The following is a 25967-nucleotide window of genomic DNA, read 5'->3' as shown; positions in this document are numbered from 1 at the left end:
CGGCGTCGCGGCACGGCGGCCCGATGTTCCGGCGGTACGAGCCGGGGCGGTGACAGCGCGGGTCGATCAGCCCTCGTCGGCCGTCGCCGGTGAAGTACCTGCGGTCAGCCTCCGGCCTTCAGGAACGTGCCCGCGTGCAGGATGGTGCCGAAACCCGCTGCGAATTCACCGTATTCGTAGAGCACGCTGCCGTTGACGAGCGTGGCGGCCACGGCGCGATCGTTGCGATTGACCATGCGATCCAGGCCGTCGATTCCGGGAAAGGGCGCCTCGGCGTAGGCGCTGCCCGAGCCGTCCAATCCGGCGGGATCGATGACCGTGATGTCGGCGCGGCGGCCCGGTGCGAGATGTCCGGCGTCGAGGTCGTACCAGTCGGCGAGTTCGCCGGTGAGGCGGTGCACCGCGGCCTCGAGGGGCATGAAGCCGCGCTGGTGGACGCGTTCGAGCAGGCGGACGCCGAAGTTGTAGAAAGCCATATTGCGCAGGTGCGCACCGGAATCCGCGAAGCCGATCTGGACCACGGGGGAGGTCTGGAGCTGGTCCAGGATGTCGTCGCGATCATTGGCGATGACCGTGCGCCAGCGCAGTCGCGCCCCGTGCGCGACGGCCAGGTCCAGCAGAGCGTCGGCGGGTTCGATGCCGCGCTCGTCGGCGACCGCGCCGAAGGATTTGCCGACCACGCTCGCATCCGGGCAGCCGACGATCTGCGCGTCGTACAGGTCGCGATGCCACACGCGCGGACCGTATTTCTTGGCGAGGTCCTTGCGGAACTGCCTGCGATAGGACTCGTCGGCGAGCAGTTCGCCGCGCTTCATCACATCGCGAATATTGAGAGCCGCTACGCCGGAACCGAATTCCTCGAACACCACCAGGTCGACGCCGTCCGCGTACACCTCGAACGGCACCGGCAGATGCTGCCACCGGAAGGCCGCCCCGCCCACGGTATTGGCGATCCGCGCGGCGGCGGTGGCGGCGCGCGCGACGGTGCGGTCGGCCTTGACGTCCATGCCCGCGATGAGGGTCGTCTTGAGCGGCTTGCGGAATCGGCCCGCGCTCTCGGCGAAGTAGCGAGCGATCTCCGCGCGTGCGGTCAGGTTCGGCGTGCTCTGATGAATGCGCCCGCGTGCGCGCAGAATCTCGTTGAGCGCCTTGTACTCCCGCCACGCCGCGTACGTCGAGGGCAATTGACGGGTGGGGAAGCGCGTCCCCTCCAGCTTGGAGAAGGAGCTGCGAATGGTGGACAGCCCGAGGAATCCGGCGTCGAGCGCGTCACTGAGCATGACGCGCATGCGCGTCAGCTCGGCGTCGGTGGGGCGGGTCTGCGCGTCCACCGCGCGTCCGAGACCCATCACCGCCACCCGAATATCCGAATGACCCAGCAGCGCCGCCACATTCGCGCCGAGCGGGCGATCCGCGAGCGACTTCGCGTAGGCGTGCGGTCCGTCCCAGTCCCGATGCTCCTTGACCGCCGAATGCACCGCGTCCCACGGCAGTGCCTCGACCCGGGCGAACATGTCCGCGCAGTCCTGTGCCTCGGCGTACACGGTCGAGAGTGAACAGTTGCCGAACACCACGGTGGTGACGCCGTGCCGCACCGATTCGCCGAGTCCCGGGCTGCCCAGGACCTCCGCGTCGTAATGGGTGTGCACGTCCAGCATGCCCGGCATCACCCATTTGCCCGCGGCGTCGATGGTCCGCTCGCCGTCGGGCAGCGGGTCGGCGCTGACGGTCGCGACCTTGCCCCCGATGATCCCGACGTCGGCGCGCCTGGCGGTCGCACCGGTGCCGTCGAACACCGTGCCGCCGCGAATCACCACATCGCACCGAGTCATGTCAGGCCACCTGTTCCCTGGAGGATCCGAGTTCTCTGGAATGATCCGAGCCCCGCCGATATCCATATCATCGTGTCACGGGTAATTCGTGCGAGGAAAGGACAGCATCGGCCAGAATGCCGCGGTGTCCTCGCGGCCCGGCCTGCCACCGGGTTCGATATTCCGGCTGGTGCCAGGCGATTTCGGCCGGGCTCGGCACCCGAGAATCTCTGGTTGCGCCACCTCGTTCACCGTATCGATCTACCCGGCACTGTGATTCGGGTGAATCTGCGCCGTGGACGACCGGGGTCCTCGGCCGGAACGGCGTCGGCAGTGGGTTCTGCCCTCGGGGGTCACGAGCGGTATCGCGCTGCGCCTGCACCGTTAGGCAGCGTCTCATGAGGGTTCGGCGCCGCGTCGTGGACGCGCGGTGGCGGTGCGAGTTGGCTGAAAGGCATGACACACAACGGTTTCGACGAGGAACTCGGGCGCGCGGTCGTCATCGGCGGCGGTTCGGGCATGGGGCTGGCCATCGCGGACGCGCTGCTGGCGGCGGGCAGCGAGGTGATCGTCGTGGGGCGGTCGCAAGAGCGGCTCGCCGACGCGGTGCGCGAACTCGGCGATGGAAGGGTGACCGCGATCGCGGCGGATATCAGTGACGAGGCGCAGGTTGCGCGCATTTTCGACGAGTCCGGGGTGGTCGATCACGTGATCACCACCGCGGCAGATCCGACGGGCGCCTACGGCCCGGTTCGGGATTTCGACTTCGCGCACGGACGCGGGTTCGTCGAGACCAAGCTGGTCGGATCCATGCTGCTGGCCAAGCACGCGCGGATCAGGTCGGGTGGATCATTCACTCTCACTTCGGGAATCGCCGCATATCGGCCGTCGGTGGGCGGTGCGATGGTGGCGGCGGTGAACGCGGCGCTGGAGGGGCTGGCCCGTGCCCTCGCGATCGAACTCGGGCCGACGCGGGTGAACGTGGTGTCACCCGGTTGGGTGGAGACCAAGATCTGGGACAAGCTCGCCTGGAACGACAAGGACGAGCGGTTGCGTGCCATGGCGGAGCGGTTGCCCGCCGGGCGGCTCGGTCAACCGGAAGACGTTGCGGCGGCGGTGCTCTCGCTGCTGCGGAACAGATTCATCACCGGCGCCGTGCTGCACGTCGACGGTGGGCACCGCCTGGTCTGACTCGGCCCCGGTCTGTGCCGGGACGCTGCTCAGCCCTCGCTCAACCAGATAGCTTCCGCGGCGATGCTGCCCAGGTCGATGGTGCGCTCGTCGTCCACGAGCACCGCGATGGTGCCCGCGAAATCGCGGCGCTCGACCACCGCGATCGGGGTGTCCAGGGCGATGCCGAGGGAGTCGAAGTAGCGCAGCATCGCCGGATCCGAATCGGAGATGCGCGCGACCCGGCCCGATTCGCCCGCGTCGAAGTCGCTGAGCTGGCGGGCGGGCGGAGTCGGCACCGCGCCGTCGGGCGAGGGGATCGGGTCGCCGTGCGGATCCCGGTCGGGGTGGCCGAGTTTGGCGTCTATGCGGGCCATCAGGGTTTCCGAGACGGCGTGTTCGAGCACCTCGGCCTCGTCGTGGACCTCGTCCCAGCCGTAGCCGAGTTCGTTCACCAGGAAGGTCTCGATCAGCCGATGCCGGCGCACCATGGCCACGGCGGCGCGGCGGCCCTCCTCGGTGAGGGTGATGGCCCCGTATCGGGCGTGCTCGACAAGGCCCTGATCGGCGAGCTTGCGCACGGCCTCGGAAACGGTGGACGCCGACACGCCGATGCGTTCGGCGAGCAGCTTGGTCGACACCTTCTCCTGCGACCACTCCTGCGCGGTCCAGATCACCTTGAGATAGTCCTGGGCGACCGAGGACAGCTCGGGCGCGACGCTCACCACGGTCGCGACTGTTCCATCGGCCTGCTCGCGGCGTCCATCTGCCTGCTCGCGACGGGTGGCGATGTCTCGTTTTCCGGGCACATACTCGAGCTTAGGCATACCTCGTCCGGTTTCACATATCGGCACGCCTGCTGGTAGAGCCCGGTGAACACGGGGTGACTACCATGCTTCGTCCCGTGAAGTTCCGGACCGCCGAATATTGTCTGTGACGCGCTTTGCGTAGGCTTCCGGTGTGCAGAGATGGCGAAGTCTCGATGAGATGCCCGCGGAGTGGGGCCGGTGTGTGCTCACGATCGGGGTTTTCGACGGCGTGCATCGCGGTCACGCCCAGCTCATCAGCCGTGCGGTGAAATCCGCTGCGGTGCGCGGCGTTCCGTCGGTGCTCATGACCTTCGACCCGCATCCGGTCGAGGTGGTGCGGCCCGGTTCGCATCCGGCGCAGCTCTCGACCATGCATCGGCGCGCGGAGCTGGCCGAGGAACTCGGTATCGACGTCTTCCTGGTCATGCCCTTCACCCGCGACTTCATGAAGCTCACGCCCGAGCAGTACGTCGAGGAACTGCTGGTGAACAGGCTGCACGTGTCCGAGGTGGTGGTGGGGGACAACTTCACCTTCGGCAAGCAGGCCGCCGGGACCGTGGACACGATGCGCGAACTCGGTGCGCGCTTCGGCTTCGACGTGGACGGGGTGCAGCTGCTCGGCGAGCACGCGGTCACCTTCTCCTCGACCTACATTCGCTCCTGCCTGGCCGCAGGGGACGTGTCCGCGGCCGCCGAGGCGCTGGGCCGTCCGCATCGCGTCGAGGGCGTGGTGGTGCACGGTGACGGCCGCGGTCGCGGCCTTGGATACCCGACCGCCAACGTGGCGCCCGCCATGCATTCGGCGATTCCGGCCGACGGCGTCTACGCGGGATGGTTCACCGTCCTGGACGGCGACGATCATCAGCGCCGCCCCGCGGCCATCTCGATCGGCACCAACCCCACCTTCGAGGACGGCCGCGCCCGCACGGTCGAGCCGCATCTGCTCGATTTCGAGGGTGATCTCTACGAGAAGCGCGTCGCGGTGGATTTCGTGGAGCAGTTGCGCGGCATGCGCAAGTTCGAGTCGATCGACGAACTGGTCGAGGCGATCGGGCACGATGTCGAGGAAGCCCGCAAGGTGCTCAGCGCACAGTCCGTCGAGGAATGATCCGCCGGTCGCTGAGCGCCGCCATCCCGATTGACGGTCCTGTTCAGCGGTCCGGTACTCTGGCTCGTCGGGTTTGCTGTGGTTCGCGGCAGCGCCCAGCCGGGTTGGTTTCGCACACAGCCGGGATTCCGAGCGCGGACTGAAATATCAGGAGTGAATTCTGTGGCACTGACCACCGAGCAGAAGTCGGCCATTCTGGCCGAGTACGGTCTGCACCCGACCGACACCGGTTCTCCGGAGGCTCAGATCGCGATGCTGTCCAAGCGGATCGCCGATCTCACCGAGCACCTCAAGGTGCACAAGCACGACCACCACACGCGCCACGGTCTGCTCGCCCTGATCGGTCGTCGTCGTCGGCTCTCGAAGTACCTGCAGGCCAACGACATCAACCGGTACCGCTCGCTCATCGAGCGTCTGGGCCTGCGTCGCTGATTTCAGTGACCAGCGTCGCCGGTTCACCGGCGACACACACGGCTACCTGAGGTAGTTGACGAACCGGTCAACGGGGAGGCATAGAATCTCCTCGTTGGCCTTTCGTGCATGTGGCCGAGGTTCCCTCATGTGGGTGCTCGGGTCGCGTGCACACCAACGCACGAGCCGTATGCATCCGGCGCGTGGCGTCGGTCTTCGGTAGTGGCTTTTCGGCGGGTGCCGGAGGGCTTCGATCGATGACCGCCTCCGCGTCGTCGATTCCAAGGGGAATCGGACCGGGTGTGCGCGTGGTGGCCAGGAGGGTCGCTGCGTGTCCACGCAGGGTATGGCGAACCCCTGAAGAGGGAAAACTACTGCCGGATCGCGCGCAAAAAGAGGTTCGCGCTGCATCCGGCGAAGACGAGAGGTTGAGAAAAGAAAAATGACCGACACAGTAACCAGCTCCGCCGTCGAGGTTGAACCCGGCGTTTTCGAGTCCGTCGCGCTGATCGACAACGGCAGCTACGGAACTCGCACCATCCGTTTCGAGACCGGCCGTCTGGCCCAGCAGGCCGCGGGCTCCGTGGTCGCCTACCTCGATGACGAGACCATGCTGCTCTCGGCCACCACGGCCTCCAAGCAGCCCAAGGATCACTTCGACTTCTTCCCGCTGACGGTGGACGTCGAGGAGCGCATGTACGCCGCGGGTCGCATCCCCGGCTCGTTCTTCCGTCGTGAGGGCCGTCCCTCCACCGACGCGATCCTGACCTGCCGTCTGATCGACCGTCCGCTGCGCCCGTCGTTCGTCGACGGTCTGCGCAACGAGATCCAGGTCGTCGTGACGATCATGTCCCTCGATCCCCAGGATCTGTACGACGTGGTCGCGATCAACGCGGCCTCGGCGTCCACCCAGATCGCCGGCCTGCCCTTCTCCGGTCCGGTCGGCGGCGTGCGCGTCGCGCTGATCGAGGGCCAGTGGGTCGCGTTCCCGACCGTCGAGCAGCTCGAAGGCGCCGTGTTCGACATGGTCGTCGCGGGCCGCGTGGTCGGTGGCGACGTCGCGATCATGATGGTCGAGGCCGAGGCCCCCGCCCACGTGTTCTCCCTCATCGAGGACGGCGCGCAGGCGCCCACCGAAGCCGTTGTGGCACAGGGCCTCGAGGCCGCCAAGCCGTTCATCGCCCGCCTGTGCAAGGCGCAGTCGGACCTGGCCGCGCTGGCCGCCAAGCCCACCGGTGAGTTCCCGGTCTTCCTGCCGTACCAGTCCGACGTGTTCGAGGCCGTGCTCGGCACCGCCAAGTCGGAGCTGAACGAGGCGCTGTCCATCGCGGGCAAGCACGAGCGCGAGGACAAGATCGACGAGATCAAGCTCGCCGTGCTGTCGAGCCTGTCGGAGACCTTCGAGGGTCGCGAGAAGGAGATCGGCGCGGCGTTCCGCTCGGTCACCAAGAAGCTTGTGCGCCAGCGCATCCTGACCGACAGCTTCCGCATCGACGGTCGCGGTCTGGCCGACATCCGCGCGCTCTCGGCCGAGGTCGCGATCATCCCGCGCGCCCACGGTTCGGCGCTGTTCGAGCGTGGCGAGACCCAGATCCTGGGCGTCACCACCCTGGACATGGTGAAGATGGCGCAGCAGGTCGACTCGCTCGGCCCGGAGACCTCCAAGCGCTACATGCACCACTACAACTTCCCGCCGTACTCCACCGGTGAGACCGGTCGCGTGGGCTCGCCCAAGCGCCGCGAGATCGGCCACGGCGCGCTCGCCGAGCGTGCCCTGATGCCGGTGCTGCCGCCGCAGGAGGAGTTCCCGTACGCCATCCGTCAGGTGTCGGAAGCGTTGTCCTCCAACGGTTCCACCTCGATGGGCTCGGTCTGCGCCTCGACCCTGTCGCTGCTGAACGCCGGTGTGCCGCTCAAGGCCCCCGTCGCCGGTATCGCCATGGGCCTGGTGTCGGACACGGTCAAGAACGACAAGGGCGAGGACGAGGTCCGCTACGTCGCGCTGACCGACATCCTGGGCGCCGAGGATGCCTTCGGCGATATGGACTTCAAGGTCGCCGGTACCCCGGACTTCGTGACCGCGCTGCAGCTGGACACCAAGCTCGACGGCATCCCCTCCCAGGTGCTGGCCGGTGCGCTGAACCAGGCCAAGGACGCTCGCCTCACCATCCTGGACGTGATGGCCGAGGCCATCGCCTCGCCGGACGAGATGAGCCCCTACGCCCCGCGCGTCACCGCGATCAAGATCCCGGTGGACAAGATCGGCGAGGTGATCGGGCCCAAGGGCAAGGTCATCAACCAGATCACGGAGGAGACCGGCGCCAACATCTCCATCGAGGACGACGGCACGGTCTACGTCGGAGCCACCAACGGTCCGGCGGCGCAGGCGGCGATCGACATGATCAACGCCATCGCCAACCCGCAGCTGCCGAAGGTCGGCGAGCGCTTCCTGGGCACGGTCGTCAAGACCACCGCCTTCGGCGCGTTCGTCTCCCTGCTCCCCGGCCGCGACGGACTGGTCCACATCTCGAAGCTGGGCAACGGCAAGCGCGTCGCCAAGGTCGAGGATGTGGTGAACGTGGGTGACAAGCTGCGCGTCGAGATCGCCGACATCGACAACCGCGGCAAGATCTCGCTGGTCCCCGTGGAAGAGGACTCGGAAATCTCCGAGGTCCCCACTGCGGTCGAGGCCGGCGCCGAGTAGAAACTGTCTGTGTGACGAAAAAGAAGGCGGCGCGCGCGTCAAGCCCGGAGGCGGAAGCCTCGGTAACCCAGGGCTCCGCGCGCGCCGAACATAGCGTGTCCCCCTTGCTTCGCGATGCGGAGCAGGGGGCTTCTTCTCTGGTTCTGGCCCAAGGCGATTCGGCGCTCACCGATCCGGGTGTGCGCCGTACGGTGCTGCCCGGCGGACTACGAGTCGTGACCGAGCATGTGCCGGGAGTGCGGTCCGCGTCGATCGGCGTGTGGGTCGGGGTCGGGTCGCGCGATGAGGGCCCGACGGTGGCCGGAGCCGCGCACTTCCTCGAGCATCTGCTGTTCAAGGCGACGCCCACGCGTTCCGCGCTGGATATCGCCGAGGCCATGGATGCGGTCGGCGGCGAGCTGAACGCGTTCACCGCCAAGGAGCAGACCTGCTACTACGCCCATGTCATCGACGAGGATCTGCCCATGGCGGTGGATCTGGTGACCGATGTTGTGCTCAACGGTCTGTGCCGCGCGGAGGATGTCGCCGTGGAGCGTCAGGTGGTGCTCGAGGAGATCTCGATGCGCGACGACGATCCCGAGGACATGGTCGGCGACGCGTTCCTGAGCGCGCTGTTCGGGGATCACCCGATCGGGCGTCCGGTGATCGGCAGCATCGAGACCATCGAGGATATGCAGGCGGCGCAGCTGCGCTCGTTCCATCAGCGCCGGTATCGCCCCGAGCGCATGGTGGTCGCGGTGGCCGGCAATATCGAGCACGAGCACACGGTCGAGCTGGTGCACCGCGCGTTCGCTCCGCATCTGAAGCCCGGACTGGAGCCCGCTCCCCGTCGTGAGGGCACGTTCCGTCCGCGGGTGGCCCCCGAGCTGCAGCGGATGTACCGCGACAGCGAGCAGGCGCACCTGGTGTTCGGCACCCGCGCGTTCGGACGGCACGAGGGGCACCGGCGCTGGCCGCTCTCGATTCTCAACACCGTCCTGGGCGGCGGACTCAGTTCCCGTCTGTTCCAACGGATCCGGGAGGAACGCGGCCTCGCCTACTCGGTGTACTCCAGCGTCGACACCTTCGCCGACACCGGAGCGTTCTCGGTCTACCTCGGTTGCCAGCCCGAAAACCTGGGCACGGTGGCGAGTCTGGCCCGAGGCGTCCTGGAAGAGGTTGCGGCCGACGGCATCACCGATGCCGAATGCGCTCGCGCCAAGGGTTCCCTGCGCGGCGGTCTGGTGCTGGGCCTGGAGGACTCCGGGTCCCGCATGAACCGCATCGGCCGCAGCGAACTCAGCTACGGCAACCACCGCAGCGTGTCGGAAACCCTCGCCCGCATCGACGAGGTGACCACCGACGAAGTCTCCAGGATCGCCGCGAAACTGCTGTCCCGTCCCTACGCGGTGGCGGTGGCGGGCCCCTACCGCCGCACCCGAGACCTTCCGGTCGCGGTTCGCCGCCTGGTCGACTGACAGCACCTGCTCTCACCGGCGTCTCCGCCACACGGCATCCCCTGGGATGCGGCGGGGCGCCGGTGAAGTGCGTTCCGGGACAGGCTCCGCTGTGGTGATCCGGCGGACTGAACGGGTGACCGGACGGCGGGCACGAGTGGATGAACGTCTCGGCGACGGTGATTGCGGACGAGGGTCTGTCAGCGACCGCGCCGGCAGGTTCCGTCCGGTTTCATGACGATGCTGTGTTCGACGTGGAACCCGGCCCGTCGAGCAGACAGGAATCCACCGATACCGATGTGCGGAGGTCGGCACCCGGTTCGACTGCGTCAGTCAGGCGTCGGCCGGGTTGCTTTCCACGCCAGGTATGTCGACCGGAGGCAGGCGGCGCAGGGGCGGTAACCCGCTGCGATCGCGGTGGATTCGTCGGGGAAGAAGACTCGGTGGGTGGCGTACGGGCCTCGGGGGAGGGCGCGCAGGGCCGTGGGGCAGTCGAGGCGGCCGTAGATCCTCAGGCGGCGGTGGCCGCCGAGGGCGCCGGGAGTCGCACTGCGGTAAGGGTTTCCGTCCGGGCCCAGCAGGGTGTACATCGAGCCTCAGGCGTCGTGGAAGACCAGGCCGAGGGTGCGGCGGTGGCCGGAGCGGACGGTGCTGACGCCGTGGCGCATCGGGGCGGCGGACCAGCCTCGGGCACCGCGGACGGGGCGGTCGCGGGTGGTGAAGATCAAGCCGTGGCCCTGGGGCAGGAGGCGGGCGGCGCCTCGGGACTGGGCTCGCGGGCGCTGTTCGAGCATGAGGAATTCGCCGCCGGTGTAATCGGTGCCGGGAACATCCAGGCCGATGACGACCTGCAGGGGAAAAATCATGTCGCCGAACAGGTCTCGGTGCAGGGCATTCCAGTCGCCGGGACCGTAGCGGAGCAGGATCTGCGCGGATTTGCTCTGGCCTGCCTGGTGGCAGCGTGCGATCCACTCGTCGAGGTGGTCGGGCCAGGTGCCGGGGCGGCCCAGGCGTTCGGCCCACTCCCGGGCAATGGGTAGCAGCGTCGGGTAGAAGGCGGCTCGCAGTTCGCGCACGGCGTCGGGGAGGTCGTGAGTGAAGTAGCGGTATTCGCCCGAGCCGAAGCGGTGGCGGGCCATGTTCACCGTGGTGCGGAACAGATTCGGCCGGTCGTAGAGCTCGGCCAGCTCGCGGCACCGCTCCGGGGTGAGCAGGGGTCCGGTCACGGCGTGGCCGTGCTCGTCGAGGTCGGCGACCAGCGCGGCCCAGTCCTGCCCGGCTACCAGGGCGGAGACGGCCTGTCCGGCAGCCGGGGCGGCGCTGTGAAACCCGGTGCCGGACAGGAGGGTTGCGGACTCACGCGGCATGTTCGAGCTCCAGGAGCTGCTGCTTGCGCGGCAGGCCGCCCGCGTAGCCGGTCAGGGAGCCGTTCGCGCCGATGACGCGGTGGCAGGGGCGGATGATCAGCAGGGGATTGAGACCGATGGCCGCACCCACCGCGCGGACCGCCGCCCGGGGCGCGCCGATGCGGGCCGCGATCTGGCCGTAGGTGACCGTGGTGCCGTACGGGATCTCGTCCAGGGCCTGCCACACCCGCTGCTGGAATTCGCTGCCGCGAGCGGCGGTGTCGATGTCGAAGGTGGTGATCTCACCGGCGAAATAGCCGCGCAACTGCGCGATGTGGTCGGTGAACGCGACCGCGTCCTCGGTCCATCCGTCGCGGACCGCGAAGTGCTTCTGGCCGGACATGACCACGGCGGTGAGAACGGTGCTCGCGCCCTCGGATTCACCCACCAGCAGCAGTTCACCGACCGGGCTGTCGATCGTGGTGTACACACTCATTCGAGAATCCTTTCGCTGTGCTCTCGTGTGCTGCTACCCAATCTGCCGCAGCCCGGAGTTCGATACCGGCGGAAATCAGACACGTCGTTCGGGGCCCGGCCGGAGGTGTTCTCGCTGCTCCCGGTGCATCCGTGAAGAATCCGGCGCTGGTTCATCGAGTGCGGGCTGCGGTGGCGGCGCCCGGCCGCACGTGGTCCCGGCATCGGTGAACGGTGTGCTCGCCCTCGCCCGTATCTGTGTCGCGCCGTGCGAAATGCGGGCAGACTCTCGGGGGTGACGAGTTTGAGCAAGGGGGCCAATGTCCCCGTGGCTGCGGCCGCTGTTCGTGCTGTGCTGGGGTGGACCGGTGGGCCGGGCATCCCGGATCTGGATGCGTCGGCGTTGTTGCTGACGGCCTCGGGGAAGGTGCGGTCGGACGCGGACTTCGTGTTCTACAACCAACCGGGGCATGCCAGTGGGGCGGTGCGGTACTCGGGCAAGCAGGGGTCGGTCGACGGCCTCGAGGTGAATCTCGCCGGGGTGGAAGGGGATATCGACCGAATCGCGTTGTGCGCGTCGGCCGATGGGGGCACCTTCGGGCAGGTGCCGGGGTTGAACCTGCGAATACTGGACGGCGGTGGGGCCGAGATCGCGCGATTCGATATCGCCGCGGGCGCGGAGACCGCGATGCTGTGCGGCGAGTTGTATCGGCGCGCCGGCGGATGGAAATTCCGGGCCGTGGGTCAGGGATGGTCCAGTGGATTGGCCGGTCTTGCAACGGATTTCGGGATCACCGTGGACGACGCGCCCGCCCCGGCGCAGGGCGCACAAGCTCCTCGACCGGCCCAGCCGTCACCATCTCCTCGGCCTTCGCCCCCGGCGGAGTCCTACCCGCAGTACGGCCAGCCGCCACAGCCGCAATACGGACAGTCACCGCAGTCACCGCAGTACGGACAGTCGCAACCCACGCACACGCAGCCGCAGTACGGCCAGCCCTCACAGCCGCAGCATGGCCAGCCGCCGCTGCCGCAGCATGGTCAGCCGCCGCTGCCGCAGCATGGTCAGCCGCCGCTGCCGCCGTACGGTCAGCAGCCTCCGCAGTACGGTCAGCCTCAGCACGGCGAGCCGTACTACTCACAGCACGGTCAGCAGCAGCCACCCCCGCCGCCGCAATTCGGTGGTCAGCCCCAGGCACCACAGCCGCGGCTGCCACACATGCCGAGCCCCTCGGATCTGGCTGGGCTGGCACCGCCCGGGTCGGCGGCGCCGGGCGGGGCCGGTCCGCGGGGTGGGCAGCCCGGCGTTCGATTGACCAAGGGGGAAGAGCAGCTGCCGGTGGATGTGCGCAAGCGGTTGTCGCTGCGCAAGGAGCAGGTCGCGGTCAGTTTGGCCAAGCACGGGGTGCAGGGGTTGACGGCGCGAGTCGTGCTGGTGCTGGATGCCTCGGGGTCGATGACGATGCTGTACGAGAAGCAGGTGGTGCATCGGGTGGTCGAACGAATGGCGGCGGTCGCGGCGCAGCTCGACGACAACGGGGCCATGCAGGCGTGGACGTTCGCGAGCAATCCGGGTCGGCTGCCGGATCTGACCATTGCGCAACTGCCGCAGTGGATTTCGCTGCACGTGCGGTGCGGGCAGATGAAGCTGCTTCCGGGCCGGGCGCGCGGATTGCAGCCGGGGCAGATCGATATGCGCCAGATCGGGATTCAGAACGAGGAGCAGAAGGTGATCGCGCAGGTGCGCGAGTACGTGCGCGCCACACCGCAGCGAGTGCCGACCATCGTGCTGTTCTTCTCCGACGGCGGCGTCTACAAGAACCAGGAGATCGAGCGCGAACTGCGGGCGGCGGTGGATGAGCCGATCTTCTGGCAGTTCGTCGGACTGGGCTCGAAGAACGGATACGGCGTGCTCGAACAGCTGGACACCATGGCGGGCCGTCGCGTCGACAATGTCGGATTCTTCGCGGTCGACGACATCGACCGAATCACCGACGCGGAGCTGTACGACCGCCTGCTCTCGGAGTTCCCGTCCTGGATCGACGACGCGACGCGAGCGGGGATCCTGCGCTGACATCCCCCGACGCCACCGGACCGTACTCGGCCGACCCCACCCTCGCACCGACAGGGATCTCGCGCGATCGCTGCCGAGCCGGTGTGTCCGACGCTGCCGGGCTCGTCGCGGGCGAAACGAGTGGCCGGCTACTCGTGCCCGCCCGAGGAAAGGACGGGACGCTTGTCCGGCACGAAAAAGCTACGGGACGCGTGCCCGGCACGAAAAACCGTGCGGGGACCCGGCTCGGAGGGGAGGCCGGGTCCCCGGCGCTCGATTATCGGAGGGTGACGCCGTGGCCCGTCTGCGGCGCGGGCGCCCGGTGCGCGGGCGCGGGTGTCAGATCCAGCCGCATGACCGTGCGCGGCCACCGATCCAGGCCGAACTCCGCCTCGCGGGCCCGGATCTTGGTGAGTCCGGGGGTCAGCTCATCGTCCTCGATCACGCGGAAGCCCAGGCGCGCGTAATACGGTGCGTTCCAGGGCACTTCGGTGAAGGTGGTGAGCGTCAGCGCGGGTAGTCCCGTGGCCCGCGCGTGTTCGCTGAGATGGTCGATCAGGTCGCGGCCGATGCCCCGCCGGGCGACCGCGGGATGCACCGACACCTGGGCGATGTGCTCGGTATCGTCGACCACTTCGCTGATCAGGTAGGCGACCGGGGTATCGGAATCGTCGACCGCGACCCAGGCGCGGCCGTCGCGCCGATGTTCCTCGAGGACTTCGAGCGAGGGTGGGGCATCGTCGGCGATCTCGATCATGCCGATGTCGCGGAAAGGTTCACCCGTCGCATTCTCGATCCCTTGCAGGATGGGCAGGTCGTCGGGCCGGGCGGCACGAATACGCATGACTTTCACGGTAGCGCGTGCGCGGCCCGAGTGGCCTGTTCATTTACGTGATCGATTGGCGGCGTCGAGCACGGCATCGAGCAGTCCGGGCAGCGCGGCCTCGATATCGTCGGCGCGCAGGCGCTGCCAGGTGTTGCCCTCCACGGTGACGCGTTCGGTCAGTCCGGCCTCGCGCAGGATCTTGAAGTGGTGCGCGGCCGTGGACTTTCCGACGGTTTCGTAGAGGGCGGTGCAGCGTACGGCGGTCCCGGCATTGCCGAGTCGGCGGATCATTTCCAGCCGGACCGGGTCCTGCAGCGCACCGAGCACCGCGGGCAGCGGGGCCACCGGCGGGTGCGCATCGGCATCTGGCATGAGTTTCCTCACTCCCATTACTGGTTTGACGATCATCGAACCTGGAGTAGGGTCAGGTTCGATCAGTATCAAACTTACCTGATGGAGGCTTCGATGGCAGCGCCAACCGCCGTGGCGACCCGAGCCGAGCACGGTACCCAGACCTGGGCGTACGCCCTGATACTCGCCGCCAGCGGCGTAGCGCTCGGCGTGTCGGGTGCACCCGCTCCGCTCTACGGGCTCTACCAGCAGTCCTGGAACTTCTCGCCGCTCACCACCACCTTCGTCTTCGCCGTGTACGCCATCGCCGCGCTGGTCGCGGTCCTGGTCTCCGGCCGCATCTCCGACTCGGTCGGCCGCAAGCCGGTGCTGCTCGGCGCGTTCGCGCTCATGATCGTCGGCCTCGTGGTCTTCCTGCTCGCCGACAATGTCGCCATGCTGCTGCTGGCGCGCGCCCTGCACGGTCTGGCGGTCGGCGCCACCGTGGTGGCCGGTGCGGCCGCGCTGCTGGATCTGCGCCCGCAGCACGGCGCGCGGTCCGGGCAGCTGTCCGGCGTCGCCTTCAATGTCGGTATGGCCGTGGCGATTCTGGGCTCGGCACTGCTCGCGCAGTACGCGCCGCACCCGCTGCGCACCCCGTACGTGGCGATCACCCTGGTCTGCCTGCTGATCGCGGCCGGTGTGCTGCTGTTGCGGGAGCCGCACGCCGCACGCACCGCGACTCGGATCCGGATCGCCAAACCGGCTGTGCCGCAGGAGATCCGCAGTGACTTCTGGTTCTCCGCGCTGGGTGTGATGGCGGCCTGGTCGGTGCTGGGCGTGCTGCTGTCGCTGTACCCGTCGCTGGCCTCGGCCGAGACCGGCATCCACAATCTGGTGTTCGGCGGAGCCGTGGTGGCCTCGACCGCGCTGGCGGGTGCGATCGTGCAGTTCTTCGCCGGTGGCATTCCGGCGCGCCGGGCGGCCGTCATCGGCGATGTCGGCATGGCGATCGCGCTGGTGCTGACGATCCCGGCCCTGAACACCCACAACTGGGTGCTGGTGCTGGCGGCCGGTTTCGCGCTCGGCGGCACCTTCGGCCTCGGGTTCGGCGGTTCGCTGCGGCACCTGTCCAATGTTGTGCCGCAACACAAGCGAGGCGAGACCATGTCCGCCTACTACCTGCTGGCCTACTCGGCCATGGCGCTGCCGACCGTGATCGCGGGCTGGGCCGCGACCACCTGGGGTCTGAGCACCGTGTTCCCGTGGTTCGTGGCCGTGGTCGCGCTGGCCTGCCTGGGTGCGGCGGGGCTCGGCGTCCGCAACAGCGCCGCGGTGCGGGTGGCCGGACCCGTCGGCTCGGACGCCGTGGCCGTGGAGACCACCGCGGTGCGGACAGCGACGCGCTGATCGCCTACGATGTCCGCCCGATGGTCCGCGACCGTCGGGCGGATTCGTCGTTCCCGGGCGAAAAACCCTGTCCGGGAAGAGAAATCCGGCCAACGAATGCACAGGCACCCCGGGATCGCTATCCTTCCGCTATGCGGCGGTGGGGAAGGTTCGGCTATGCGCTGAACCGGGCGATTCACCGGTCTGCACTGGCGTTCTCGGTGCTGATCGTGGTGATCGGTGGGTTGGCCGTTGCGGCCCTCACCTGGTGGTTGTTGTGGCGCACGCTGGGTGCCCGAGCGGAGACGCCGAATCAGCTGGATCTGACCAGGATCGCGCTCTGGGTCACGGTCGCCGTCGGCGCGGCGGTCGCGTTGACCCTCGCCTACCGGCGGCAGCGCGATCTCGAGCGCGGCCGGTTCGCGGAACTGTTCGGCGCGGCGGCCATCCAGTTGGGCAATCCCGATGTGGCCGTGCGCATCGCGGGCGTCTACGCGCTCGCCGGGGTGGCGGACGGGTTCTCCACGCGCGCCCGGCGTCAGCAGTGCGTGGACGTGCTGTGCGGATACCTGCGCCTGCCCTACGTGCCGGACGAGGGCGCCAGTCATCTGGTCTCCAAGTCCCAGCGCGTCGAGGATTCCGGGACGGCGGTGGAACGGGTCTACAACTATCGGCAGAACGATCGACAGGTCCGCGACACCGTCGTGCGGGTGATCGCGGAGCACCTGCGCGATTCGCTCGAAGCCTGCTGGTCCACTTGCGATTTCGATTTCTCCGACGCGGTCCTGGAGGACGCCGACTTCAGCCGGGCGGTCTTCGCCGGGCGCAACACCCGATTCACCAACGCCAGTTTCATCGGGGGCCGCCGCACGAGTTTCGAGAAGGCGCGCTTCGTCGGCAAGCGAGTCTCGTTCCGCGGCGCCACCTTCCGCAATTCCACCTCTTTCGATCGCGCGCAGTTCCGGCACGACCGGGTCGCCCGATTCGAGCGGGACGACGCCGAGATCAGTTTCAGCGACGCCACCTTCGCCGGTTCGGTGAGTTTCGACGGCGCGGAGTTCAGCGGTGCGCGCACCGATTTCACCCGTGCCACCTTCGCCGGTGATCGCAGCAGTTTCGCCAACGCCAAATTCGTCAGCGCGCTCACGACGTTCGAGCGCGCCATCTTCGACGGCGAGCGGGTCACCTTCACGGGAGCCGAGTTCATCGGCGCCAGAGCCGCGTTCACCGCCGCCCGGTTCTACGCCGAGGCCAGTGCCTTCGACTGCGCCCGCCTGGGCGGCAAGACCCGGTGGGGTTCGGGCCGCACCGAGGAGGTCACCTTCGCCCGGGCCGAGTACCACGGCAAGGTGTCCTTCGCCGATGTGCTGTTCGGCGGTCGCGCGGTCACCTTCGCCGGTGGCGATTTCTTCGGCAACATCACTTTCAAGCGGGCCGCCTTCGACGCGCGCGAGATCAGTTTCGAGCGTCCCAAGGCGTGGGTCGGGGTCCATTTCGATTGGGACGGTTCGCCGAACAGCCGGCCCGCCTGCATCCATCCCGAGCAGTGGCCGCCCGTGCCCGCGGAGAGTCCGCCCGAACTGACCCGCTGACCACTCCGGCGAATTGTCGGATTGCCCGCCCGTCCCGCCGTGCGATAGCTTGCACGGGGACGTGAGTAGGGATTGTGGTGGGGGCGCACGACATGCACTGGGTAGCCGTCGGAGTGGCGGTGCTGCTGCTGGTGACGGCGGCACTGATCGGGGCGGTCGCGGTCGCGAAGCAGAAACGGGCGCAACGGTATTCGACCGGCGCCGTGGTGCGGACCGGCGGGTTTCCCCGCCGCGCCGCGCCCGTGCTGGCCGTGCTGGGATGGGTGGTGCTGCTCGCGGGTCTGGCCGCGGCGGTGAATCCGGTCGCCGGTGACACCGTCGCGGGCACCGCGATCCCGGCCGCTCCCGGACTGGTGCAGGCCGGTGTGCCGACCTCGACATCCACGAAACCCGCGGCGCCGGACCCGCTGTCCCTGCTGAAGGTCGGCGACTGCGTCGAGGTCCCGATGGAACAGGCCACGGGGCCGTCGGGCCCGACCTGGAAGGCCGGGTCACCCGAGCCGTCCGACTGCGCCACGGTCGACGCGAATTACCGTGTGGTGCAGACCGGTCCGGAGGCGTGCACCGACAATCTCTACAAACTCGAATCCAGCCGCCACGATCGCGCCGGCAAGCTGATCTACCACCTCTGCATGGCCTTCGACTGGCGGGTCGGGGTCTGCTACGACACCGAGCACATGGACGAGCCGTCCAAGGTGGACTGCGGTACCCGGGGCTCACACATCGTGCAGGCGACCGCGGTGCTGGAGAACACCACGGACGGCAATTCCTGCCCCCGGGACGGTCAGGGCGCGGTCTGGGTCGTCTGGGACAAGCGGCATCTGACGGTCTGCTTCCGAGGCGGAGACGACCCCGGCCGCTGATCGAGCGTGCACCGGCGGGGCGGCGCGGTGGCACTGTGGCGCGGCGGCACTACGGCACTGCGGGTCCGGACGGCACCGATGCACACTCGTCGACTACGTGCGGCGGCCGATCGTGATGACGTCCGGAATCAGCCAGCTGGGCAGCGGCCGGTCGATCTTGCGCTGATCCAGAACCTCGAAACCGGCGTCCTGCAGCAGCTTTCGAGTCTCCCGGGGCGAGGGAGCGTGCGCCGGGAACAGCGGGCTGCGGGTGAGGCGTTGAATCGGCCGGGCGGTCGGGGCCGAGGGGTGCATGGTCGCGATGGCCGTGATGCCGCCGGGAACCAGCACGCGCTGGAACTCGCGCAGCGCCGCCGGATGGTCGAAGAAATGAAAAGCGCTGGTGGACACGACGGCATCGAGTTCGCCGTCCGCCAGCGGGAGGTGCTCGGCGGCGGCATGCCGCCACTGCACAGTGGCGGATCTGGCCTTGGCCTGGGCCAGCATGCCGGGTGAGGCGTCGATGCCATAGACGATCTCCGGATGCAGCTCGCGCTCGATGCGGGAGGTGAGAATGCCGGTACCGCAGCCGATATCGGCGATCCGCCGGGATCCGGCGGATCGCAGCTCGGCGACCACCTGATTCTGCGGCGGCCGGTAGACGACCTGCTGCAGGGCCGCGGTGTCGTAGGCACGGGCGACATTGCCGAAGAACTGCGTCACCACGTGGTTGAGGGCTCGATTGCCCGTGGCGAGAGGTGTGCTCATATGTGCTCCTGTCCGCCATCCATCGAATCAGATCATGAGCTGTCTGGGAAGGTTCATCCCGAGTCGCTCCGCGGGCGAGGTGGGGTAGCGTCGGGCCCATGAGGATTCGTGGTGCCGTATTGGAGCGAATCGGGGCGCAGCCGCCGTTCGCGGAGTCCGAGCCGATCGTCGTGAGCGAGCTCGACCTGGGCGAACCGGGACCCGGCGAACTGCTGGTGCGGATCGAGGCGGCCGGGCTGTGCCACTCCGATCTGTCGGTGGTGGACGGGAATCGGGTGCGGCCGGTGCCCATGCTGCTCGGGCACGAGGCGGCCGGGCGGGTCGAGGTCGTCGGCGGAGCCGTCGACGGCGAGGCGAGCGATATCGCCGTCGGGCAGCGGGTCGTGATGACCTTCCTGCCGCGCTGCGGTGAATGCGCGGGCTGCGCGACCGAGGGCCGGACCCCGTGCCTGGCGGGCAGCCTGGCCAACAATGCCGGGGAACTGCTCAGCGGTGGCCGGCGGCTGCTGCGCGACGGCGCGCAGGTGCACCATCATCTCGGGGTGTCGGCGTTCGCGACGCACGCGGTGGTGGATCGGCGCTCGGTCGTCCCGGTGGACGACGACGTACCCGCCGACGTGGCGGCCGTGCTCGGCTGCGCGGTCCTGACCGGCGGTGGTGCACTGCTGAATTCGGCCCAGCCCACCCCGGCCGACCGCATCATGGTGGTCGGGCTCGGCGGTGTGGGAATGGCGGCGGTGCTGGTGGCCGCGGCGCTGCGCGAGGGCACCGGGCGCGACGTGATCGCCGTGGACACCGTGCCCGAGAAGCTCGCTGCCGCAATGGAACTCGGGGCTACCTCCGCGTACAGCCCGGCCGATGTCGTCGCCGAGGGAATCCAGGCCGAGGTCGTGATCGAGGCGGCGGGAAATATCCGGGCCTTCGAGACCGCGGTGGCCGCCACCGCGCCCGGCGGGCGGACCATCACCGTCGGCCTGCCCGCTCCCGACGCGATGGCGAGCGTGTCGCCGCTGGGTCTGGTCGCGCAGGGCCGCTCGATCATCGGCAGCTACCTGGGGTCGGCGGTTCCGGAGCGCGATATTCCGCGGTACGTGGAGATGTGGCGTGCGGGCAAGCTGCCGGTCGAACGGCTGGTGTCCTCGCGAATTCGCCTGGAGGACATCAACGAAGGCATGGACGAGCTGGCGGCGGGCCACGCCCTGCGTCAGGTGATCATGTTCGACTGAGCGGGATTGCCGCACCGAACACGGCACCGCCCCGCCGCGCATCACGCGGCGGGGCGGTGGTCTGTCGAAGGCTCTCAGCCGACCTTGATGCTGATCGTCGCGGTCTGGGTCTTGGCGGGGAGCTTGGTGGTGTCCACCATCAGGATCTCGCCGTTGTCCTGCAGCCCGTTCGGCATGATCTTGGCCTTGAGCTTGTAGGGCGGCTGATCGCCCACCACGGCTTCGATGCCGAAGTCGCTGTCGTTCGAGATGTACAGGGTCTTGCCGCCGTCGGTGGTGGCGACGCCCTCGATCTTGTCGTGGCCGAAGAACTTGCCGTCGGCGTTGAGGGAGTCGAGGAGACCGGCCAGGTCCAGGGCGGACTTCTTGGCGACGGCGGTGATACCGGCCTTCTGCAGCGCGGCGACGCCGTCCGCGGTGCTCACGGTGCCGACCAAGCCCTCGACGCCCTTACCGTCGATCAGCAGGCCCTTGGCCGGATCGTACTGCGCCCCGGGGACTTTGGACTGCGGACCGATATCGGTGGCACCGGAGATGTCGATGGTCCAGAGCTTCTTGTTCGCCTTGGGGGCCTTGTTGCCGTCGCGCTCGTCGACGACGAAGGTGGTGTTGCTCAGCGCGGTGATCTCGGAGACGGCGAGCTTCTCCTTCGGGTTCTCCAGCGGGTAGGCGAACTCCTTGACCGCGCGGGACTTCAGGTCCACCGTGACGATGCGGGTCATCGGCACCTCGCGGGCCGAGGTCACGCCAGGGGTGTTCAGGCCGCTCTGCACGATGCCGACCAGGGTGCTGCCGTCGGGAGTGACGGTCAGGCCCTCCATGCCCTGGTTGGGGGTGCGCAGCGAAAGTTCCTGCGGCAGTCCGCGTCCGGGCGCGAGGCGCTCGAGCTCCGAGCCCTTGGCGTCGAAGTGCACGATGAACGGGCCGTACTCGTCCGAGACCCAGAAGGTGCCGTCGGCGAGCGCGACCAGACCCTCGCTGTCGATGCCGTGATCGGTCGGCGGCAGGATGGCGCCGTTCACGTCGCGCATGGTTTCACCGGTGTCGGCCGAGAGATCCACCAGGCCGTTGAACGCCTGCCCGGTCGGGTTCTTCAGCGGGATGGTGGACTGCAGCACCGCCTCGTTGCCGACCAGCTTGAACTTCGCGATCGTCGGCGTGAAATCGGGTGTGGCGGCGATCTTCTCGTTCTTGCCCTTGCCGTCCACGTTCGGGCCGCGATCGGTGAGACCGTAGAACTCGTCCTTCGAGCCCGGGACCGGGGTGAACGCCGAGCCGAATCCGCTGCCCTGCAACGACACTCCGCCCACCTCGCCGAGCGACTTGATATCGGTGGTGTACAGCTTCACCGCATCGGTGGTGGTCACGGTGATGCTGTCATCGCCCATGTAGCCCGCGGCCGGGGTGTACACCACCGAGCCGTTCGGGTTGCGGGTGATCTTGCCGTGCGCCGGATCGGCGATGGCGACCGCCGCGCTGCCGCCGGTCTTGGCCAGCAGGTCGTCCACGGTGATCGTCAGCGGCTTGTCCATGGTCGCGGTGAAATCGGCGGACGGGTCGGACGAGCAGGAGGACGCCGCGACGGCGGAGACGCACACGGCGGCTGCGACGAGCGCGTGTCGGGTACTACGGTGAATTCGCACAGGCGATGCCTACCTCGTGGATTCGACGAATAGTTGACGGGTATCTGAACAGTTGCCGCAGGACCTCCGAAGCAGGCGCGCGGGCAGAAGTGCGATATCGGCGATCGCGGCCGAAGTCGGCGGCGCGGGCCGGTGGGCGGCCGTTCGGTCCCGGTTCGCCGCCGTCGGTGCTCGCATCCGCGCACGGGTATCGCCGGACCGCTGTGACATACGCGACGCCCAGGTCAGGGGGTTCCCCGCGCGGCCGCGCCGACCCGATAGGCTCACGGGACAGGTGATATCTCGTCGGGCAGCGGTGCGATGAGCTGCGATGACATGAAGTGTGAGGAGACCAGGTGACCACGAACCGGATCCGGGTGGGTGTGCTCGGGGCGCGCGGCAAGGTCGGGCAGGCGATCTGCGCGGGTGTCGAGTCGGCCGCCGATCTGGAGCTGGTCGCCCAGGTCGACAAGGACGACGCGCTCGAGGCGTTCACCGAGTCCGGTACCCAGGTGGTCGTGGACTTCACCAGTCCCGGCGTGGTCATGCCGAACCTGAAGTGGTTGGTGGAGAACGGTATTCACGCGGTCGTCGGCACCACCGGCTTCGATGCCGAGCGGCTCGGGCAGGTGCGCGGCTGGCTGGCGCAGAGCCCCGAGACCGGTGTGCTGATCGCTCCCAACTTCGCCATCGGCGCGGTGCTGTCCATGCGGTTCGCCGAGCAGGCCGCGCGCTGGTTCGAATCGGTCGAGGTCATCGAACTGCATCATCCGAACAAGTTGGACGCGCCCTCGGGCACGGCCTATCGGACCGCCGGACTGATCGCCGCGGCCCGGGAGAAGGCGGGCGTGGGCCGCAGCCCCGACGCCACCAAGGACGAACTCGAAGGCGCGCGCGGCGCGGATGTGGACGGGGTGCGGGTGCACTCGGTCCGGCTGGCCGGTCTGGTCGCGCATCAGGAGGTGCTGTTCGGCACGCAGGGCGAGACCCTCACCATCCGCCACGATTCGATCGACCGGACCTCGTTCGTCCCCGGCGTATTGCTGGGTGTGCGCAAGACGCCCCTGCGCCCCGGCCTGACCGTGGGCATCGACCCGCTGCTGGACCTGTGAGCACGCCCGACTCGAACAACGGCGGGACCGCGGACGACAGCGGTCGCGCGGGCGCCGACGGTACGAACGGAGCGGCTGGGGCCAACGCGGGCCGTGCGACCACCGAGAACGTCGGCAGGGAAGTCGCCAAGAAGGTCGGTCTGATCGCCTTTCTTGTTGTGGCGCTCGGGTTCTACTTCCTGCTGCTCGGGCGGATCGCCGTCGGCCTGATCCGGACCGGCTCGATTCCCGCGCTCGTTCTCGGCATCGGGGTGCTGCTGCTGCCGCTGCTGGGGGTGTGGGTGGTCGCGAGCAGCCTGCGCGCGGCGTTCGCGCATCAGTATCTGGCGCGTCGCATCAACGAGGAGGGCCTCGAGCTCGACACCTCCGAGCTTCCGCGCCGCGCCTCGGGTCGCCTCGAACGCGCCGCGGCAGACCAGCTTTTCGAGCAGGTCAAGACGGAATGGGAAGCCGACCCGGACAACTGGCGCACGAACTACCGGGCAGCTCGCGCCTACGACTACGCCGGAGACCGTTCCCGTGCCCGTGAAGTCATGCGCCGCGCGGTGGAATTGGAGAAGGCCGAGCGCGAGGCATAGCCGATGGTTCAGCGTTCGGCGGTGAGTTGACGGAAGGCCGTGACGAATTCGCTGAGGGTGCGGCGGTCGGCCGCGTCGGCGGAGCGGTGGCCGCTGTCGGCGACCACCGTGACACGGCTGCCCGCCTCGATGCTGAGCACGTCCCAGCAGGTGGGGAGCACCGGTGACTGCACACTGCGGTCATTGCTGGTGATGGTCAGTCGCGAGCCGTAGCGACCGGCGACGGCGGCCAGTCCCTCTGCGGTCTCTGCGGTCAGCGGTCCGGGTGCGGAGAACTCTTCGACGTACATTCGGGGGTTACCTCCTCGGCTGCTGACAGGCTACCGGCTCACACCACGCCCCGGCCGAACGATCGGGCCCGGAATCCCAGGGGGTCCGGACCCGATCGCACCGCGGAATTCAGCTCGCGGGATGCACCCTTCGCCAATGCTCGGCGATATCGATGCGGCGGGCCAACCAGACCCTGTCGTGTGACCGGACGTAATCCAGGAACCGCTCCAGGGATTTGGCGCGGGCCGGGCGGCCGATGATGCGGCAGTGCAGGCCGACCGAGAGCATCTTCGGCGCCCCCGCTTCACCTTCGGCGTAGAGGACGTCGAAGGCGTCCCTCAGATACGAGAAGAACTCCTCGCCGTTGGCGAAGCCCGCGGGGGAGGAGAAGCGCATGTCGTTGGACTCGAGGGTGTAGGGCACCACCAGCTGATCGCGCTCGCCCACCTTGACCCAGTAGGGCAGATCGTCGGCGTAGGAGTCCGAGTCGTAGACGAAACCACCGTGGGCGGAGACGATTTCGCGCGTGCGCGGCGAATCGCGGCCGGTGTACCAGCCCTTCGGCGCCTCGCCGAACAGCCGGGTGATGATGGCGACCGCCTCCCGCAGGTGCGCGCGTTCGGTCTCGGCGTCGACGTCCTGGTAAGAGATCCAGCGCAGGCCGTGGCACGCGATCTCGTGGCCGAGCCGCGTGAACGCCGCGACGGCTTCCGGATTGCGTTCCAGCGCACGGGCGACCGCGAAAATGGTGAGCGGGATATCGCGCTGTTCGAACATGCGCAGCACCCGCCAGAGGCCGGCCCGCGAGCCGTACTCGTAGATGCTCTCCATGCTCATGTGGCGATCCGGGAACGACTGCGCGGGAACGATATCCGACAGGAACGTCTCCGAGCCGGGATCGCCGTCCAGAACACTGTTCTCGCCGCCCTCCTCGTAATTGAGGACGAACTGAACGGCGATATTGGCCTCGCCGGGCCACTGGGGGTGCGGCGGGGTGGGGCCGTAGCCGACCAGGTCGCGGGGGTACTCGCTCATGCCTGCTCGCCCTCCTGCTCGGCGAGCAGGCTCGCCCGCGCGGACTCGGTGAGGGCGCCGAACAGCCGCAGCCGAGCCAGGCCGCCGTCGGGGAAGACGTCCAGGCGGACCTGGGTGACCGCCTCGTCCGAATCGATCAGGAACCGATGCCGGGTATCGGGCCGCAGCACCGTGCGCGGCAGCAGTTCCACCTCGGTGCCGTCGGCGCGGATGCCGGTCAGCGCGCCCGCGCCGGGGCTGTTGAACAGGAAGTACGAGGTGTCGATCTCGGCCATGGTGAGGACGCCCTCGCCGGCCAATCGCACCTGCACCCAATCGTTGTCGTCACGGGTGCGACGGCGCGCGGTCTCCCAGCCGTCGCCCATGACCCGCGCCCGCCCGGGCAGCAGGATGTTCTGCGGATGCGAATAGAAACGGTTGGAGCAGTCCGCGACCGAGCCGCCGTTCTCCAGCGCGGCCAGATCGAACGGGCCCGCGTCGAGCCAGCGCAGATCCGGCTTGGCCACGCCGTGCACGCGCAACCGCGCCACGCCGCCGTCGGGGAACATGCGCAGGCGCACATGGGTGAAGCGGCGCTTGGAATCCACCGAGAAGGGGTTGCGGCTGTCGCCGTTCACCGTCGAGCGATCCACGATGGTGACCCAGCCCTCCAGCTCGGCGACCTGCTCCGCCGACGGATACCCCGGCACCACAATGGCTTCCACGGACACCTCCGGCGGATAGTTGCCCTTGAACCAGGCGGTGTCCACCACGACGCCGTGGATCACACCGGGCACTCCGAGTCGCACGATGGCTGTATCGCAGTCGTCGGTCTCCGGTGCCGCGCCGATGTCGCCGCGCCGCCGCCGGGTCTCCCAGCCGTCGTACACCTGACCCTTGTGGCCGAAGGTCGCCGGCTGATACGTGGATTCCTCCGGGCGGACGAGATTCTCCCGCTCCGCGAAGGATTCGTCGTTGGCCCAGATCACCGCGCCGCCGAGAGACCGGACGGCCAGATCCGGCAGCAGGGTGAAATCAGTTGAATCGACGCTCATCGGACTCCTTTCGACTTCCCGTGC

The 25967-nt window shown here is 68.5% G+C and carries 24 protein-coding genes; 12 read left to right on the top strand and 12 right to left on the bottom strand.

The genetic code is table 11. From position 1 onward, the window contains the following. Positions 1 to 104 precede the first annotated feature (104 nt). Complete coding sequence (locus NJ1_RS33385; RefSeq protein ID WP_067702797.1) at positions 105 to 1832, bottom strand: N-acyl-D-amino-acid deacylase family protein; 1728 nt, start codon at positions 1830 to 1832, stop codon at positions 105 to 107. 435 nt (positions 1833 to 2267) lie between these two features. On the opposite strand from NJ1_RS33385, the gene NJ1_RS33380 reads away from it, so the two are divergent. Continuing rightward, positions 2268 to 3002: an SDR family oxidoreductase gene (locus NJ1_RS33380; RefSeq protein WP_067702795.1), complete on the top strand. Its 735-nt coding sequence runs from the start codon at positions 2268 to 2270 to the stop codon at positions 3000 to 3002. A 29-nt stretch (positions 3003 to 3031) separates the two neighbouring features. On the opposite strand, the gene NJ1_RS33375 is transcribed toward NJ1_RS33380, so the two are convergent. Further along, positions 3032 to 3808: a metal-dependent transcriptional regulator gene (locus NJ1_RS33375; RefSeq protein WP_084479114.1), complete on the bottom strand. Its 777-nt coding sequence runs from the start codon at positions 3806 to 3808 to the stop codon at positions 3032 to 3034. A gap of 133 nt (positions 3809 to 3941) precedes the next feature. Here NJ1_RS33375 and NJ1_RS33370 point away from each other — a divergent pair, with 133 nt between their 5' ends. The 4 genes from NJ1_RS33370 (at position 3942) to NJ1_RS33355 (ending at position 9470) form a co-directional block, all read left to right on the top strand. Further along, the gene (locus NJ1_RS33370) at positions 3942 to 4898 is read left to right on the top strand and encodes a bifunctional riboflavin kinase/FAD synthetase (protein ID WP_067702792.1); all 957 of its coding nucleotides are present in this window, start codon (positions 3942 to 3944) and stop codon (positions 4896 to 4898) included. A 162-nt stretch (positions 4899 to 5060) separates the two neighbouring features. Beyond that, positions 5061 to 5330, top strand: a complete 270-nt coding sequence (gene rpsO / locus NJ1_RS33365; protein ID WP_067702789.1) for a 30S ribosomal protein S15 — start codon at positions 5061 to 5063, stop codon at positions 5328 to 5330. 421 nt (positions 5331 to 5751) lie between these two features. Continuing rightward, positions 5752 to 8013 (top strand): polyribonucleotide nucleotidyltransferase, encoded by a 2262-nt coding sequence (locus NJ1_RS33360; protein WP_067702786.1) that lies wholly within the window; start codon positions 5752 to 5754, stop codon positions 8011 to 8013. 137 nt (positions 8014 to 8150) lie between these two features. Further along, positions 8151 to 9470 carry a M16 family metallopeptidase gene (locus NJ1_RS33355; protein WP_067702853.1) on the top strand — a complete coding sequence of 440 codons (1320 nt, stop codon included), beginning with the start codon at positions 8151 to 8153 and terminating at the stop codon, positions 9468 to 9470. Positions 9471 to 9778: 308 nt separating this feature from the next. On the opposite strand, the gene NJ1_RS38520 is transcribed toward NJ1_RS33355, so the two are convergent. The 3 genes from NJ1_RS38520 to NJ1_RS33345 are packed head-to-tail and all read right to left on the bottom strand — an operon-like array spanning position 9779 to position 11291. Next, on the bottom strand, positions 9779 to 10039 hold the full coding sequence (locus tag NJ1_RS38520; RefSeq protein WP_084479112.1) for an Ada metal-binding domain-containing protein: 261 nt from the start codon (positions 10037 to 10039) through the stop codon (positions 9779 to 9781). 6 nt (positions 10040 to 10045) lie between these two features. Further along, positions 10046 to 10816 (bottom strand): 2OG-Fe(II) oxygenase, encoded by a 771-nt coding sequence (locus NJ1_RS33350; RefSeq protein WP_084479111.1) that lies wholly within the window; start codon positions 10814 to 10816, stop codon positions 10046 to 10048. After that, a complete protein-coding gene (locus tag NJ1_RS33345) occupies positions 10806 to 11291 on the bottom strand; it encodes a methylated-DNA--[protein]-cysteine S-methyltransferase (protein WP_067702783.1) in 486 nt (161 codons plus the stop codon). Before NJ1_RS33345 ends, NJ1_RS33350 begins: the two co-directional genes overlap by 11 nt. A 273-nt stretch (positions 11292 to 11564) precedes the next feature. Between NJ1_RS33345 and NJ1_RS33340 the strand changes: the two genes are divergently transcribed. Next, positions 11565 to 13340: a VWA domain-containing protein gene (locus NJ1_RS33340; protein ID WP_067702780.1), complete on the top strand. Its 1776-nt coding sequence runs from the start codon at positions 11565 to 11567 to the stop codon at positions 13338 to 13340. A 256-nt stretch (positions 13341 to 13596) separates the two neighbouring features. Here the strand turns inward: NJ1_RS33340 and NJ1_RS33335 are convergent, their stop codons facing one another. Next, positions 13597 to 14163, bottom strand: coding sequence for a GNAT family N-acetyltransferase (locus tag NJ1_RS33335; protein WP_067702777.1), 567 nt, complete (start codon positions 14161 to 14163; stop codon positions 13597 to 13599). A 39-nt stretch (positions 14164 to 14202) separates the two neighbouring features. Continuing rightward, entirely contained in the window at positions 14203 to 14517 is a 315-nt protein-coding gene (locus NJ1_RS33330; protein WP_067702774.1) for an ArsR/SmtB family transcription factor, read from the bottom strand. Positions 14518 to 14610: 93 nt separating this feature from the next. Between NJ1_RS33330 and NJ1_RS33325 the strand changes: the two genes are divergently transcribed. From NJ1_RS33325 to NJ1_RS33315, 3 genes are all read left to right on the top strand, one after another. Continuing rightward, positions 14611 to 15885 carry an MFS transporter gene (locus tag NJ1_RS33325; protein ID WP_084479120.1) on the top strand — a complete coding sequence of 425 codons (1275 nt, stop codon included), beginning with the start codon at positions 14611 to 14613 and terminating at the stop codon, positions 15883 to 15885. A gap of 131 nt (positions 15886 to 16016) precedes the next feature. Further along, positions 16017 to 17456, top strand: coding sequence for a pentapeptide repeat-containing protein (locus NJ1_RS33320; RefSeq protein WP_067702771.1), 1440 nt, complete (start codon positions 16017 to 16019; stop codon positions 17454 to 17456). Between the two features lie 92 nt (positions 17457 to 17548). Further along, on the top strand, positions 17549 to 18319 hold the full coding sequence (locus tag NJ1_RS33315; RefSeq protein ID WP_157574462.1) for a hypothetical protein: 771 nt from the start codon (positions 17549 to 17551) through the stop codon (positions 18317 to 18319). A gap of 93 nt (positions 18320 to 18412) precedes the next feature. Here the strand turns inward: NJ1_RS33315 and NJ1_RS33310 are convergent, their stop codons facing one another. Further along, positions 18413 to 19066, bottom strand: coding sequence for a class I SAM-dependent methyltransferase (locus tag NJ1_RS33310; protein ID WP_067702766.1), 654 nt, complete (start codon positions 19064 to 19066; stop codon positions 18413 to 18415). Positions 19067 to 19164: 98 nt separating this feature from the next. Here NJ1_RS33310 and NJ1_RS33305 point away from each other — a divergent pair, with 98 nt between their 5' ends. Next, positions 19165 to 20292: an alcohol dehydrogenase catalytic domain-containing protein gene (locus NJ1_RS33305; RefSeq protein WP_067702763.1), complete on the top strand. Its 1128-nt coding sequence runs from the start codon at positions 19165 to 19167 to the stop codon at positions 20290 to 20292. A gap of 74 nt (positions 20293 to 20366) precedes the next feature. Here the strand turns inward: NJ1_RS33305 and NJ1_RS33300 are convergent, their stop codons facing one another. Continuing rightward, positions 20367 to 21890 (bottom strand): esterase-like activity of phytase family protein, encoded by a 1524-nt coding sequence (locus NJ1_RS33300; RefSeq protein ID WP_339381232.1) that lies wholly within the window; start codon positions 21888 to 21890, stop codon positions 20367 to 20369. Between the two features lie 395 nt (positions 21891 to 22285). Here NJ1_RS33300 and dapB point away from each other — a divergent pair, with 395 nt between their 5' ends. Both dapB and NJ1_RS33290 read left to right on the top strand, forming a co-directional pair. Then, positions 22286 to 23026 carry a 4-hydroxy-tetrahydrodipicolinate reductase gene (gene dapB, locus NJ1_RS33295; protein ID WP_245717694.1) on the top strand — a complete coding sequence of 247 codons (741 nt, stop codon included), beginning with the start codon at positions 22286 to 22288 and terminating at the stop codon, positions 23024 to 23026. Positions 23027 to 23166: 140 nt separating this feature from the next. Continuing rightward, positions 23167 to 23604, top strand: coding sequence for a hypothetical protein (locus NJ1_RS33290; RefSeq protein ID WP_067702843.1), 438 nt, complete (start codon positions 23167 to 23169; stop codon positions 23602 to 23604). Positions 23605 to 23612: 8 nt separating this feature from the next. Here the strand turns inward: NJ1_RS33290 and NJ1_RS33285 are convergent, their stop codons facing one another. The 3 genes from NJ1_RS33285 to alc form a co-directional block, all read right to left on the bottom strand. After that, positions 23613 to 23894 carry a hypothetical protein gene (locus tag NJ1_RS33285; protein ID WP_067702757.1) on the bottom strand — a complete coding sequence of 94 codons (282 nt, stop codon included), beginning with the start codon at positions 23892 to 23894 and terminating at the stop codon, positions 23613 to 23615. 109 nt (positions 23895 to 24003) lie between these two features. Then, positions 24004 to 24909: an allantoinase PuuE gene (puuE, locus tag NJ1_RS33280; protein ID WP_067702754.1), complete on the bottom strand. Its 906-nt coding sequence runs from the start codon at positions 24907 to 24909 to the stop codon at positions 24004 to 24006. Beyond that, positions 24906 to 25943: an allantoicase gene (alc, locus tag NJ1_RS33275; protein WP_067702751.1), complete on the bottom strand. Its 1038-nt coding sequence runs from the start codon at positions 25941 to 25943 to the stop codon at positions 24906 to 24908. Before alc ends, puuE begins: the two co-directional genes overlap by 4 nt. Between the last annotated feature and the right edge of the window lie 24 nt (positions 25944 to 25967).

The sequence above is a fragment of the Nocardia jejuensis NBRC 103114 genome (assembly GCF_001613145.1).
Taxonomy (GTDB): domain Bacteria; phylum Actinomycetota; class Actinomycetes; order Mycobacteriales; family Mycobacteriaceae; genus Nocardia; species Nocardia jejuensis.
This window is presented reverse-complemented; position numbering and strand designations above follow the sequence as displayed.